This is a genomic window from Clostridium sp. (assembly GCF_016650035.1).
Lineage (GTDB): Bacteria > Bacillota > Clostridia > Clostridiales > Clostridiaceae > Clostridium_AD.
In genome coordinates, this window is sequence record NZ_JAENWM010000093.1 from 1 (window position 1) to 14,149 (window position 14,149).

The following is a 14,149-nucleotide window of genomic DNA, read 5'->3' on the forward strand; positions in this document are numbered from 1 at the left end:
TATAATAAATGTACATAAACCTACAGGAATTACTTCTTTTGATGTAGTACGTAAAATAAAAAAAATAAGCAATGTAAAAAAAGTAGGCCATGCTGGCACTTTAGACCCTGAAGCTAGCGGGGTTTTACTTGTTTGTATAGGCAAGGCTACAAAGGCTATTGACTATATAATGGGAGACTTTAAGATTTATGAAGCCGAATTAAAACTCGGGGTTATTACAGACACTTATGATAGAGAAGGAAAGATTCTTTGTGAAAGTGAAGTTAAAGCGAGCATGGAAGAAATTATAAATGTAATCAACTCGTTTGTTGGAGAAATAAAACAAGTTCCTCCAATGTACTCAGCTCTAAAGGTTAATGGGAAAAAGCTATATGAATTGGCAAGGGCTGGTATAGAAATAGAGAGAGAAGCAAGAAATATAGAAATTTATAGTATAAATATTATGGATATTAATTTGCCTTATATAAAGTTTAGGGTGAAATGTTCTAAGGGTACTTATATTAGAAGCCTTTGCTATGATATAGGACAGATGCTAAAATGTGGTGGTATGATGTGGAATTTACAAAGAACTGCTATAGGCGGGTTTTTAATTGAAAATTCTATAAATATTGATGATTTAAATGTAGAAAATATAAATGAGTATATTATGCCTGTAGAAAATATTTTTGAAAATAATATTAGAATTACTATAGAGGATAGATTTATTAAGTTCTTGTTAAATGGTGTTGTAGTAAAGGATAAGGCATTAACTTGTAAGTTTAAAGTGGAAAGTACATATAATATTTACAATAATGAAAATGATTTTATTGGGATTGCAGATAAAAGTATTGATGGTGTTAAGCTAATAAAATCGTTTATATAGGAGAATATTTAAAATGATGGTTATAGAAGATAATTTTAAAACAAAACTTAAATATCCAACATATATTGCACTAGGAAATTTTGATGGGCTTCATTTAGGTCATATGCATCTTATAAATAAAACTGTAAAATTATCAAAAGATAATAATACAAAAAGTATGATTTGCACCTTTAAAAATCACCCTTTGTCGGTTATTAATAAAGATATTTGTCCGAAACTGCTAATGAATAATGATAGTAAAATAAATATATTGGAAAACATAGGTATTGATATTGTTGGTTTGATTAATTTTAATAAAGAGTTTATGAAGACAACACCAGAACAGTTTATAAAAAATATGGTGAATTTTTATAATGCAAAGGGCATAGTTGTTGGTTTTAATTATAGATTTGGATATAAAAATTTAGGCGATGTAGAGATGCTCAAAACATACAGTAATATACTTGGATATGAGCTATATGTTTGTGAAGCAATTAGTATTAACAATGAAATTGTAAGTAGCTCTAAAATACGTCATCTTATAACTGAGGGCGACATTACTAAAGCAAATGAGCTTTTAGGAAGATCACACTCTATTATTGGGGATGTAATTAAGGGCAAACAATTTGGGAGAACTATTGGATTTCCAACTGTAAACTTAAATTATAATAAGAAATACATTATTCCTAAGGGTGGGGTATACTATACTCTAGTTGATTATAACAATGATGTTCATAAAGCTATTACTAATATAGGGTATAATCCCACTGTAGAAGGTGGAAAACTCTCAGTAGAAACGCATATATTGAACTTTGATAAACAAATTTATGGTGAAGTAGTTAAAATTAATTTTATTAGTAGAATAAGAGATGAAGTTAAATTTAATACCATTGGTAAGCTAAAGCAGCAGCTTTCAAAAGATAAAGAGTATGCACTTAAACAAAAAATAGAAAAATAACGTTAAGATTTAAAAATTAATTTACAATTTTATATTAGTTTGTTATAATTGATTTGAACCTTATGCTAAGTTAATCGAATCGCCAACGGTGTACTTGGAATAGGGGAAGAATATTCGGAGGTGTTGTCAAATGGAAAAGGCTAAAAAACAAGAAATAATGGTAAAACACGCAAGACATGAAGGAGATACGGGTTCTCCAGAAGTGCAAATCGCACTACTTACTGCAAGAATCTTAGAGTTAAATGAACACTTAAAAGTTCATAAAAAAGATCACCATTCAAGAAGAGGTCTATTAATGATGGTTGGACAAAGAAAAGGAATGTTAGGTTACTTAAAGAATCAAGATATTGAAAGATATCGTGCAATTCTTCTAGAACTTGGACTAAGAAAATAATTTAGAGCGGCCTAGCCGCTCTATTATTTTAAATGTTAGTAAAAAAATATACATTTTAGAACAATAAATTTGTATATTAGTTAATTATATTACTTTAAACTTAAGGGAGGTAAATATATGAATCATATTATTGAAACTACTGTAGCAGGTAGAGTTCTTAAAGTTGAGTATGGTAAGATTGGAATGTTATCAGACTGTGCAATACTAGTGAGCTACGGTGAAACTGTAGTTCTAGTTAATGCAAATGCATCAGAGAAACCAAGGGATGGTATTGATTTCTTTCCACTAAGTGTAGAATATGAAGAAAAACTTTATGCCGTTGGAAAAATTCCTGGGGGTTTTATAAAGAGAGAAGCAAGACCATCAGAAAGAGCGATACTAACAGCAAGAGGCATTGATAGACCACTAAGACCGTTATTTCCTAAAGGATATAAAAATGATGTGCAAATTGTTTGTACTGTACTTTCAGTTGAACAAGATAATTCACCTGAGATACTTGCTATGAATGCAGCATCAATGGCATTATGCATTTCAAGTATACCTTTTACGGATGTAGTTGCAACTGTTTCTGTTGGTTTAGTTGAGGGCAACTTTATATTAAGTCCTACACAAGAAGAGAGAAATGCAAGTTCTATGACTCTTACAGTTTGTGCAACAAAAGATAACGTAACAATGATAGAAGCAAGTGGTAAGGAAATACCTGAAGATGTAATGATAAATGCTATTGATTTTGCTTTTGAGTCATGCAAAAAGATTGTATCTTTCCAAGAAGAAGCCGTTGCTAAATTTGGAAAGAAAAAAAAGGCTTTTGAATTTCAAGCAATAGATGAAACTCTCCAAAGTGAAGTTAGAGAATTCTCATTTGATTTGACCAAAACAGCAATGTACATAATGGATAAAGATGTGAGAAATGCAATGGTTGATGAAATAAAAGAAAAAATAAAAAATGAATTTAGTGAAAAATATCCTGATAAAAAATCAGATATCGGTGAAGTTTTCTATAATATCCAAAAAGAAATAGTTAGAAATATGATGTTAAATGAAGATAGAAGACCAGATGGAAGAGCTTTTGATCAGGTTAGACCAATAAGTTGCGAAGTAGGAATACTTCCAAGAACTCATGGAACAGGTCTTTTTACAAGAGGACTTACCCAAGTAATGGGAGTTGCTACACTTGGAGCGTTAAAAGAAGCTCAAATGTTAGATGGAATAGGTGATGAAGATACTAAAAGATATATGCACCATTATAATTTTCCAGCTTATAGCGTAGGGGAAACTAAGCCAATGCGTGGACCTGGAAGAAGAGAAATTGGTCATGGAGCGCTTGCAGAGAAAGCAGTGGAACCACTTTTACCATCTATAGACGAATTTCCTTATGCTATTCGAGTGGTATCAGAAGTATTAAGTTCTAATGGCTCAACATCTCAAGCTAGTGTAAGTGCAAGCATTTTAGCTCTACTAGATGCAGGTGTTCCAATTAAGAGACCAGCAGCGGGTATAGCAATGGGACTAATTACAAATGCTGATTTATCTAAAGAAAAAGTTATAACAGATATTCAAGGTATTGAAGATTTCTTTGGTGATATGGACTTTAAAGTTGCCGGTACTGAGAAAGGTATTACAGCTATACAAGTTGATACAAAGCTTCATGGGTTATCTAAATATTGCATTAAAACTGCAATTATAGATGCGAAAAAAGCTAGACTTCATATATTAGGTAAAATGAATGAATGTATAGACGCACCAAGAAGTGAATTATCAAAATATGCTCCTAGAATGTACATACTAAATGTAGCGCCTGACAAGATTAGAGACGTAATAGGAAAAGGCGGAGTAACTATAAAGAAAATCATAGCAGAAACTGGTGTTAAAATAGATACTAATGACGATGGAAAAATTGTAATTATGTCGAGCGACGGTGATAGTGCAAATAGAGCTGTAAAAATCATTGAAGAGCTAACTAAATCCGTTAAAGTAGGCGAAATATATCTAGGAAAAGTAACAAAAATTGCTGCTTTTGGATGTTTTGTTGAAATACTTCCTAATAAAGAAGGCTTAGTGCACATTTCTAAACTTGATTTTGCTAGGGTAAACAAAGTAGAGGATATTGTTTCAGTTGGTGATGAAATATTAGTAAAAGTAATGGAAATAGATAATCAAGGAAGAGTAAATCTTTCAAGAAGAGACGCTATGAAAGATAGTGAAAATGAAAATAAAGATAAAGAATAATAATAGAAGGGCTTAGGGGCCTTTTTATTTTTTTTTTTAAAATAATATTAGCCTAATATGCACATATTAAATATAAATTTTCATTAAGGAGAGGGACATATGTACAATTTATTCAAATTAAATAATGGGTTAAGAGTTGTAGTTGAAAATATTGAATATGTAAATTCTGTAAGCGTAGGCTTATGGGTAGAAAATGGTTCAAGGAATGAGAATATAATAAACAGCGGTATATCACATTTTATTGAGCATATGTTTTTTAAAGGGACTTCTCGTAGAACTGCAAAACAGATTTCGGAAGCGGTAGAAGACGTAGGTGGTCAATTAAATGCCTTTACTGGTAAGGAATCTACATGCTTTTATATAAAGGCATTAGATACACATTTAGAATTATCCTTGGATATTTTGTCAGATATGCTTTTCAATAGCAATTTTTCAGAAGATGAAATCGAAAAGGAAAAGGGTGTTATCGTTGAAGAAATAAACATGAGCGAAGATTCACCAGAAGATGTTTTGATAGATTTACATACAAAAGCAATTTGGGATACAGATTCCATATCATTACCTATATTAGGGACTAGTGATACAGTCGGATCATTTAGTAGAAAAGCTATTCTGGATTATATGGATGCGCATTATGAACCGGAAAATTTAGTTATATCAATTGCTGGTAAATTCGATATGAAAAACATAGAAAAACTTCTTGAAAAATATTTTGGTGATTGGAATTGTAAAAGTAAAAATATTACCGAATATACTAGCCCTAAATTATTTAATCAACATTTCTTTAGGAAAAAGGATATTGAGCAACTTCATATAAGTCTGGGGATTCCTGGTGTAGAAACAGGAAATGATGATACCTATGCACTAATATTATTAAGCAATATATTAGGCGGAGGAGCATCTTCAAGATTATTCCAGAAGATTCGTGAGGAGTTAGGTGTTTGTTATTCAATTTACTCCTATATTTCAGCCTTTAAAAACACAGGGATTGTAAGTATTTATGCGGGGGTAAATCCAATGCAGTCAAAAGTTGCAATAGATGCAATACAAGAAGAGGTAACTAAATTCGCAAAAATTGGAATTGATAATGAAAGACTTAGCAAAACTAAGGAACAGCTAAAGGGAAGTTATATTCTAGGTCTTGAAAGCACCAGTAGTAGGATGTTTAGCAACGGAAAATCTGTTATGTTTTTGAATAAAATAAATACTCCTAAAGATGTACTTAGAAAGATAGACGAAATAGATATGTCAAGAGTTAATAATGTTATGGAGAGGACATTTAAAAATGGTATTATAAATTCAGCCTTTGTTGGAAAAGAAAAAGAAGTGCTACAAAATGTTTTCAATGGTAATATTATTTCTATTGAAAAGTAAATTTATTTATAATTATATGAAAAACATGCATAACTTCTTAACATATCCCATAGTATTCTAAAAGAATTGTTAAGGGGGATGTCTATATGGAAGACAATGTAAAGTTATATAGTGAAATGGAAAGATATGAAATTATAAATATTAATGATGGTGATAAATATAATAATTTAGGAAATAATGATGTAGTCATTGATGAAAATGGAGTTTTACAATTTTTAATAATTAATGAAGGCAGTTCTAAATTTAGTTTTTTTCATAATAGTGATACGATTGAGATATCTTGGGAACATGTTAAAAAGATAGGATCTAGAACCATAATAATTGATGCCGATAATGAAATTTTAAAAAAATCTCGTATTTAACCACATTTCAGAAGGAAAGTCTCCCATTACTATAAGTGGGAATTGCATGCTATAATAAATAAAAAATTTCAGTGGGTGTCTAGATCTCCTTCTGAAGTCGTTAATATTACAGCATCGCAGATGATGATTTAACTTTGGAGGACAAAAATGAAGATATTAGTGCAGAAATTTGGAGGGACATCCGTCTCAACCAAGGAAAAGAGAAAGCTTGTAGTGTGTAAAGTTCAAAATGCAAAGGCTGAAGGATATTCCCCTGTGGTAGTAGTATCTGCCATGGGGAGAAAAGATGAGCCTTATGCAACAGACACATTATTATCATTAGTAGATGATGATTTTAAAATAGCAAACCCATTAGCAATAGATTTACTAATTAGTTGTGGTGAAATTATAAGTACTGTAATAATGTGTAATGAACTCAATGATAATAATATTGATGCCGTACCACTTACTGGAGGACAAGCAGGTTTAATAACGGATTGTAACTATAATAACGCAACAATAATTAATGTGGATACAAAAAAAATATTGGATATTTTACAAAACGGAAAAATCCCTGTGGTAGCAGGCTTTCAAGGTGAAGATGAGAAAGGCTATATTACTACTATTGGGAGAGGCGGCAGTGACGTTACTGCTGCAAGACTAGGTGCAGCACTTAATGCAGTGGAGACTCAAATATACACGGACGTGGACGGTATTATGACAGCTGATCCAAGGATAGTTTCTGACGCAACTTTAATTAAAAAAATAAGTTATGATGAAATTTTTCAATTTGCAGATCAAGGGGCTAAGGTGATACACCCAAGAGCGGTAGAAATATCTAAAAAATATAATATACCACTAGTAATAAAGAATACTATGAATGATTGTGATGGAACAGTAATTAGCAATTTGGAAAGTGAAGCTTATAAAAATATAATTACAGGTATCACTCATATGAATAATAGAGTCCAAATAAAGATATGTAAAAATCCAGATCCTAGCTATGATGATCTATTCGATATTTTAGCTGAAAATCTAATTAGCATAGATCTTATAAATGTGTTTCCAAAAGAAAAAATATTTACTATTGATGAAAAAGATTATGTTAAATTTGAGAATTTAATGAAAGGACTTAATATGTCTTATTCTTTTGTAAAGGATTGTAGTAAACTTTCAATTATAGGTTCTAAAATGAGAGGTATACCTGGTGTTATGGCGAGAATACTTAAGGCATTAACTAGAGAAAATATTGAAGTGCTACAAACAGCCGATTCTCATATGACTATATGGTGTCTTATAGAAACACCATATGTTGAAAGATCAATTAATGCACTGCACAAAGAATTTAAATTAGGATAAAAAATGTATATAGTTTCTCTTAATGCACAAAATATAAATGGATTAGGAGGAATGTAAATGCCAAAAAGTGAAAAAATCAAAGAACAGAGGAAAAAAGGAAATATTAATAATCAAAGTATTGAAAAAGAAGAAGATTTTGAGAAAAATGAAAAGCTTGAAAATATTAAAGAATTAGGAACAACTAATATTTCAACTCAGGACGAAAAAATTCAGATTTTACCTATTATAGGTCAAATAGAAGGACACATGATGTTGTCTCCTCAAACAAAAGCAACTAAGTATGAACATGTTATTCCCCAATTAATTGCTATGGAAAGGGATGAAAAAGTAAAAGGTATTCTAATAGTTTTAAATACTGTAGGAGGAGATGTGGAAGCAGGCCTTGCAATAGCTGAGATGATTCGTAGTGTAAGCAAGCCAACTGTGTCACTAGTTGTTGGAGGAGGTCATTCAATAGGTATACCGCTAGCAACAGCTGCTAAATACTCATTTATTTCACCGTCTGCAACTATGATAATTCATCCCATAAGAATGAATGGTTTAATAATAGGTGTACCACAAACTTTTGAGTATTTTAATAAAATGCAAGAAAGAATAACTGAATTTATTATTAGAACTTCTCGCATTGATAAGGAAAATGTAAAGAGATTAATGACTCAAACGGATGAACTTTTAAATGACATGGGTACTATACTTATAGGAAAACAAGCAGTTGACAATGGATTAATAGATGAAGTTGGGGGAATAAGCGAAGCACTAGCAAAATTAAATAAAATGATAGATGAAAAATAAAAATAGATATAAATAGGTTGTTTCAACCTATTTATATCTATTTTTATTAATTATTGCTATGATTAGTATGAATTTAAAAATCAATCTTTTAGAATTAGTTTGAGTTTTGTCTATAAATCTATAGAAAGTTAAAGGAGATTTATAAATTTTGTAGAAATATTAAGAGTGGAGGTGATACTTTGGCTAGAAAAAAAATCAAATCAAAAGCTTTAAAGAGTGTAGACGCGGATAATGAAATTTTTGGAATCATTTTAATTACGATGGGAATATTGATTCTATTTAGTATATTTTCTACTATATTTTCAAGTTCTAATTCTATATCAGGTACTATTGGGGGGGGCATTAATCATGTACTTTTTGGAGTACTAGGTGTAGGGGCATATCTTTTGCCGTTCTTCATAATATTTGCTGGCATTTGTTACATTGTTAAGAAGGGTAAGATAAATTTTAATAAAAAATTTTATGGAATAATACTTTTTATAATTAATACCTTGTTATTTATACAAATGTTAACTTTAAATAAGTATTATGTTAAAGATGAATTTTTGCTAGGGATAAATAAAATATACAATGCTGAAAGTGCAATTCATGGAGGGATTATTAGCTATTCAATAGATGTACCAATGCATACATTATTTGGTGACGTTTCCAGTTATATAATTTTTACTTCTATTTACTTTATATGTTTAATTCTAATATTAAATATATCGCTCCTTGATACTTTTTATAGTATAAAGAAAAGATTTATAGTTATAAGAACTGCAAGGAAGATCGATAGTGATGAGTTGTGTATCGATAATAACGATACGAAAAAAGAGTCGATAATTTCAAATAAAGGTAAAAATGAATTTATTAAAGACATTAGTAATAAAATTAAAATTTTCGATTTTATAAAGTCAAATGAAATCGATGGCGAATTGAGTGAGGTTGCTAGTGAAGAAACTGTCAATAATATTAAGGATGATTATGTGAACATCTCTAAAGAAAATGGCGCAGATAAATCTATTAATCAAGAATTAGAACAAGAAATTAAGTTGAATAGTGTAAATGTAAAAACAAACTATAAATATGAACATCCAACTGCGGATTTATTAAATGAAAATATTACATTGAAAATGAATAAAAATGATAAAAAAGAATTGCTTAATAATGCCAATAAGTTACAGGAAACACTCAGTAGTTTCGGAGTTGAAGCAAAAGTTATTCAAGTTACAAAAGGCCCCTCAGTGACAAGATTTGAGCTTCAACCAAATCCTGGTGTTAAGGTGAGTAAAATTGTTAATTTAGCAGATGATATTGCACTGAATTTAGCATCTTCTGGTGTGAGGATTGAGGCTCCGATACCTGGTAAAGCTGCTGTGGGTATTGAGGTTCCTAACAAGGAGTTAAGCGCAGTATACTTAAGAGAGGTAATAGAATCTAATGAATTTTTATCTTCAAATAAAAATTTATCTTTTAGTTTAGGAAAAGATATAGGAGGCAATTGTGTTGTTTCAGATTTAACAAAAATGCCCCATTTGTTGGTAGCGGGTGCCACAGGCTCTGGAAAGAGTGTTTGCATAAATTCATTAATAATAAGTTTACTATATAAATATTCACCAGATGAGGTTAAGCTATTATTAATTGACCCTAAGGTGGTTGAATTAAATATGTATAATGGCATACCTCATTTATTGATACCGGTAGTAACAGACCCAAAAAAATCTGCAGGTGCTTTAAATTGGGCTGTAAATGAAATGTCAAGAAGATATAAACTTTTTGCTGACAATAATGTAAGGAGTATTGAAGGATATAATGAATTAGTTAATAAAGGCATTGCGGAAAATAAATTGCCGTGGATTGTAATTATAATTGATGAGCTTGCAGACTTAATGATGGTTTGTGCTAATGACGTAGAAGAATACATTGGAAGACTGGCACAAATGGCAAGAGCAGCGGGTATGCATTTAGTAATTGCAACGCAAAGGCCATCTGTTGATGTTATTACAGGTGTGATAAAGGCAAATATACCTTCAAGAATATCTTTTGCAGTTTCAAGTCAAATAGATTCAAGAACAATACTAGACTCTGCTGGTGCAGAAAAACTATTAGGTAAAGGGGATATGCTTTTTTACCCAGTTGGAGAAGCTAAACCAATTAGAATACAAGGAGCCTTTGTATCGCAAGAAGAGGTTGAACGAGTGGTTGCATTTATAAAAAATCAGGAGACAGAAGTAATCTATGAAAAGGAAATAATAGATGAGATAGAAGGTAATTTAAATAATAAAGATGCAGACGCAGATATTGATGAATTATTAAACGAAGCAATCAGAATAGTAGTTGAAAATGGTCAAGCCTCCACTTCGTTGTTGCAACGTAAGCTGAAAATAGGGTATAATAGAGCAGCAAGAATTATAGAACAAATGGAGGATCGTAGTATTATTTCAGGTAGAAATGGAAGCAAACCGAGAGAAGTACTACTAAGTGATAGTGAATTTAAGGATTAATGCAATAAGTTTCTGTAAGAAATATTGTAAATACACTTGTTTAATTTGCGAATCACATTTACAATAATTTATATGTAGAAATGTAGGAGGATGACCCGTGGAAAAATTGAAAGTTGGAGTTATAAATTTAGGTTGCGATAAAAACAGAATTGATAGTGAGATTATAATAAGCAGTTTAAGCCAAAAGTATGATATTACAAATGATCCTAAACTAGCAGATGTAATTTTAGTAAATACTTGTGGATTCATAGAATCTTCTAAACAAGAATCAATAGATACCATTTTAGAAATGTCAAAATACAAAGAAAAGTATAAGTGCTCGGTGTTAATTGCAACAGGTTGCCTTACTCAGCGCTATGGGAAAGAACTGCTTGAGCTTATGCCAGAGCTTGATATAATGCTGGGTGTTAATGATTATAACAAGTTATTAAGTAGTATAGAAGAGGTACGCGAAAAAAATACTAAAGTTCAATATTGCAGTTATAGTGATGAAAATATTAATGAAGGACAAAGAGTATTAACTACGGGAGATTACTCTGCTTATGTGAGGATATCTGAAGGGTGCGATAATGCTTGTGCATATTGTGCAATACCCAAGATTAGAGGGAAATATAGAAGCAGAAAAATGGAGAATATTATACAAGAAGCTAAAGGTTTAATTGAACATGGTTGTAAGGAAATTATTTTAGTTGCTCAAGATACCACTAGATATGGAATAGATTTATATGGTGAGAAAAACTTACATAAACTAATAAAGGAAATTTCTGAAATAGATGGAGTCCAGTGGATTAGAATACTATACTGCTATGCAGAAGAAATGACGGATGAAATTATCAAAGAAATATCTTTGAACGATAAAGTTTGTAAATATATAGATATACCGATTCAACATATAAGTGATGAGATTCTTAGAGCTATGAAAAGAAAAGGAAGAAAGAATGTTATAATAGAGAACATAAATAAGATGAGAGCAAAAATTTTCGGAGTAACTCTTAGAACTACATTAATTGTTGGATTTCCAGGGGAAACAGATGAAAACTTTGAAGAATTAAAACAATTTGTTAAGGAAACTAAATTTGACAAATTGGGAGTGTTTAAATATTCAATGGAAGAGGGCACAACAGCTGCAGAAATGGAAAATCAAATTTCAGAAGAAATAAAAGTAAAACGTGAACAAGAACTAATGATACTACAGCAAACTATATCAAAAGGACTAAATAGTGAAAAAATAGGTAAAGTTTATGAAGTTTTAGTAGAAGGGTTTGATGGTGAAGTTTACTTTGGTAGAAATTATGAAATGGCACCAGAAGTTGATGGAACTATTTTCTTTGAAACTGATAAAGTTTATAATAAGGGAGAGTTTGTTAAGGTTAAAGTTACAAAAGCTTTAGAATATGATCTAATAGGAGTGGTGTGCTATGAATCTCGCTAATAAACTTACAATGCTTAGGATTTTTCTAGTACCTATATTTTTAATATTTATAGCAGTTCAAGGGATACCTTATGGAAGGGAGCTAGCTACATTTATTTTTATAGTAGCATCTCTTACCGACAAATTAGACGGTTATATAGCTAGAAGTAGAAATCAAATAACTAATTTTGGCAAGTTTATGGATCCTCTTGCCGATAAACTTTTAGTAACAGCTGCACTTGTTTCCCTGGTGGAGCTTCAGATTGTACCTAGTTGGGTGGCTATGATTATAATTGCTAGAGAATTTGCAGTTTCAGGACTTAGAACAATAGCCGCTTCAGAAGGAAAAGTAATTGCTGCTAGCTGGTGGGGGAAAATTAAAACTGTTGTACAAATAGTAGCGATAATTACAGCTCTACTAAACTTAGCCTATGTAAACCCAGTAATAAATCCTATTTTGAATATATTAACTAATATTTTTATGGCTGCGGCTGTAATTATAACTATAATATCAGGTATAGATTACTTTGTTAAAAATAAGGATACTATTAGAGTTGATAAGTGATTAAAATATTATGATTTGTTAATAATACAAACAAAAGTGATAATATAAAAACATTCTAAGGTAAAAACAAGTTTAAACTTTTATTATGGATGTTGACCATACAAAATAAATGATGTATACTTTAATTAGAACAAACGTTCGATAAAAAAAAGGATGGTGAACCCTAACGGGAAATTTATGAATAATGATAAATTAAAAGCCCTTGATGCGGCTATGAGTCAAATAGAAAAGCAATTTGGAAAAGGTTCTATAATGAAACTTGGTGATAACAGCACTTTAAATCTAGACGCTATTTCCACAGGTTGTTTAGGACTTGACATAGGACTCGGCATAGGTGGTGTGCCTAGAGGAAGAATGATTGAGATTTTCGGACCTGAATCTTCAGGTAAAACTACGGTTGCACTTCATATAGTTGCAGAAGCACAGAGAGACGGCGGAACAGCTGCATTTATTGATGTAGAACATGCTTTAGATCCTATTTATGCTAAAGCACTAGGAATTGATATAGATGATTTAATAGTATCTCAACCAGATACCGGTGAACAGGCTTTAGAGATTACAGAAGCATTAGTTCGTTCAGGGGCTATAGATGTTATTGTTGTGGATTCAGTGGCTGCGTTGGTACCTAAAGCTGAAATTGAAGGCGAAATGGGAGACTCTCATGTAGGGCTTCAAGCAAGACTTATGTCTCAAGCTTTACGAAAACTTGCCGGCTCTATAAATAAATCAAAATGTGTTCTTGTGTTTATAAATCAATTAAGAGAAAAAGTTGGAATAATGTTCGGAAATCCAGAAGTAACTCCTGGTGGTAGAGCGTTAAAATTTTACGCATCTGTTAGATTGGATATTAGAAGAATAGATACCATCAAACAAGGTGATCAATTTATGGGTAATAGAACAAGAATAAAAATAGTTAAAAATAAAGTAGCACCTCCATTTAAACAAGCTGAATTTGATATTATGTACGGTTTTGGAATATCTCGAGAGGGAGATGTTTTAGATATAGGAGTTAAAGAAGAGATTGTACAAAAAAGTGGTGCATGGTTTGCTTATGGAGATGCACGTCTTGGACAGGGAAGAGAAAATGCAAAAAACTATTTTAAAGAAAATCCTTTGGTTATGTTAGAAATAGAAAATAAAATTAGAAATAAATATGAACTGCCATTAGCTAAAGGCCCAGTAATTGATAAAAAAGAGCTGAAAGAAGCGAAAGAAATAAAAGAAACAAAAGTAGCAAAATAAATGTAAAAGCAAGTTTTAAACTGGTACCTATAGACTGGACACTTAGAAAAAAAGTGTTTGAGCTGTAGGTGCTTTTTTTGTATAATTAAATACATAGTGAGAGGTGGTAATTATGAGTAAAGTTTTATTTTCAAAAGCAGGTATATTAGCGCTCCAA

Annotated in this window: 12 protein-coding genes; all 12 read left to right on the plus strand. The window is 31.1% G+C overall.

The annotated features are described in order from the left end of the window. Window position 1 precedes the first annotated feature (1 nt). The 12 genes from truB to recA all read left to right on the plus strand — a co-directional run bounded on the left by truB (window position 2) and on the right by recA (window position 13,992). The gene (gene truB, locus JJD95_RS16905) at window positions 2-862 is read left to right on the plus strand and encodes a tRNA pseudouridine(55) synthase TruB (RefSeq protein WP_291644191.1); all 861 of its coding nucleotides are present in this window, start codon (window positions 2-4) and stop codon (window positions 860-862) included. A 13-nt stretch (window positions 863-875) separates the two neighbouring features. After that, window positions 876-1,799 (plus strand): bifunctional riboflavin kinase/FAD synthetase, encoded by a 924-nt coding sequence (locus JJD95_RS16910; RefSeq protein WP_291644192.1) that lies wholly within the window; start codon window positions 876-878, stop codon window positions 1,797-1,799. A 130-nt stretch (window positions 1,800-1,929) separates the two neighbouring features. Next, entirely contained in the window at window positions 1,930-2,193 is a 264-nt protein-coding gene (gene rpsO, locus JJD95_RS16915) for a 30S ribosomal protein S15 (protein ID WP_291644193.1), read from the plus strand. A gap of 117 nt (window positions 2,194-2,310) precedes the next feature. After that, complete coding sequence (locus JJD95_RS16920; RefSeq protein WP_291644194.1) at window positions 2,311-4,422, plus strand: polyribonucleotide nucleotidyltransferase; 2,112 nt, start codon at window positions 2,311-2,313, stop codon at window positions 4,420-4,422. A 99-nt stretch (window positions 4,423-4,521) separates the two neighbouring features. Continuing rightward, entirely contained in the window at window positions 4,522-5,796 is a 1,275-nt protein-coding gene (locus JJD95_RS16925) for a pitrilysin family protein (protein WP_291644195.1), read from the plus strand. An 86-nt stretch (window positions 5,797-5,882) separates the two neighbouring features. Next, window positions 5,883-6,158 (plus strand): YlmC/YmxH family sporulation protein, encoded by a 276-nt coding sequence (locus JJD95_RS16930; RefSeq protein WP_291644196.1) that lies wholly within the window; start codon window positions 5,883-5,885, stop codon window positions 6,156-6,158. Window positions 6,159-6,305: 147 nt separating this feature from the next. Further along, a complete protein-coding gene (gene dapG / locus JJD95_RS16935) occupies window positions 6,306-7,496 on the plus strand; it encodes an aspartate kinase (protein WP_291644197.1) in 1,191 nt (396 codons plus the stop codon). Between the two features lie 57 nt (window positions 7,497-7,553). Next, entirely contained in the window at window positions 7,554-8,288 is a 735-nt protein-coding gene (locus JJD95_RS16940) for an ATP-dependent Clp protease proteolytic subunit (RefSeq protein WP_291644198.1), read from the plus strand. Window positions 8,289-8,467: 179 nt separating this feature from the next. After that, window positions 8,468-10,774 (plus strand): DNA translocase FtsK, encoded by a 2,307-nt coding sequence (locus tag JJD95_RS16945; protein ID WP_291644199.1) that lies wholly within the window; start codon window positions 8,468-8,470, stop codon window positions 10,772-10,774. 97 nt (window positions 10,775-10,871) lie between these two features. Then, window positions 10,872-12,206 carry a 30S ribosomal protein S12 methylthiotransferase RimO gene (gene rimO, locus JJD95_RS16950; RefSeq protein ID WP_291644200.1) on the plus strand — a complete coding sequence of 445 codons (1,335 nt, stop codon included), beginning with the start codon at window positions 10,872-10,874 and terminating at the stop codon, window positions 12,204-12,206. Continuing rightward, window positions 12,193-12,750: a CDP-diacylglycerol--glycerol-3-phosphate 3-phosphatidyltransferase gene (pgsA, locus tag JJD95_RS16955; protein ID WP_291644201.1), complete on the plus strand. Its 558-nt coding sequence runs from the start codon at window positions 12,193-12,195 to the stop codon at window positions 12,748-12,750. Before rimO ends, pgsA begins: the two co-directional genes overlap by 14 nt. A gap of 177 nt (window positions 12,751-12,927) precedes the next feature. Then, window positions 12,928-13,992, plus strand: coding sequence for a recombinase RecA (gene recA, locus JJD95_RS16960; protein ID WP_291644202.1), 1,065 nt, complete (start codon window positions 12,928-12,930; stop codon window positions 13,990-13,992). The last annotated feature ends 157 nt before the right edge of the window (window positions 13,993-14,149 follow it).

What these genes read in the sequence shown, in the direction of transcription:
- rpsO (WP_291644193.1), top strand. Translation starts at nt 1,930, where the DNA reads ATGGAAAAGGCTAAAAAACAAGAAATAATGGTAAAACACGCAAGACAT.
- pgsA (WP_291644201.1), top strand. Translation starts at nt 12,193, where the DNA reads ATGAATCTCGCTAATAAACTTACAATGCTTAGGATTTTTCTAGTACCT.
- JJD95_RS16920 (WP_291644194.1), top strand. Translation starts at nt 2,311, where the DNA reads ATGAATCATATTATTGAAACTACTGTAGCAGGTAGAGTTCTTAAAGTT.
- JJD95_RS16925 (WP_291644195.1), top strand. Translation starts at nt 4,522, where the DNA reads ATGTACAATTTATTCAAATTAAATAATGGGTTAAGAGTTGTAGTTGAA.
- JJD95_RS16910 (WP_291644192.1), top strand. Translation starts at nt 876, where the DNA reads ATGATGGTTATAGAAGATAATTTTAAAACAAAACTTAAATATCCAACA.
- JJD95_RS16930 (WP_291644196.1), top strand. Translation starts at nt 5,883, where the DNA reads ATGGAAGACAATGTAAAGTTATATAGTGAAATGGAAAGATATGAAATT.
- JJD95_RS16940 (WP_291644198.1), top strand. Translation starts at nt 7,554, where the DNA reads ATGCCAAAAAGTGAAAAAATCAAAGAACAGAGGAAAAAAGGAAATATT.
- recA (WP_291644202.1), top strand. Translation starts at nt 12,928, where the DNA reads ATGAATAATGATAAATTAAAAGCCCTTGATGCGGCTATGAGTCAAATA.
- dapG (WP_291644197.1), top strand. Translation starts at nt 6,306, where the DNA reads ATGAAGATATTAGTGCAGAAATTTGGAGGGACATCCGTCTCAACCAAG.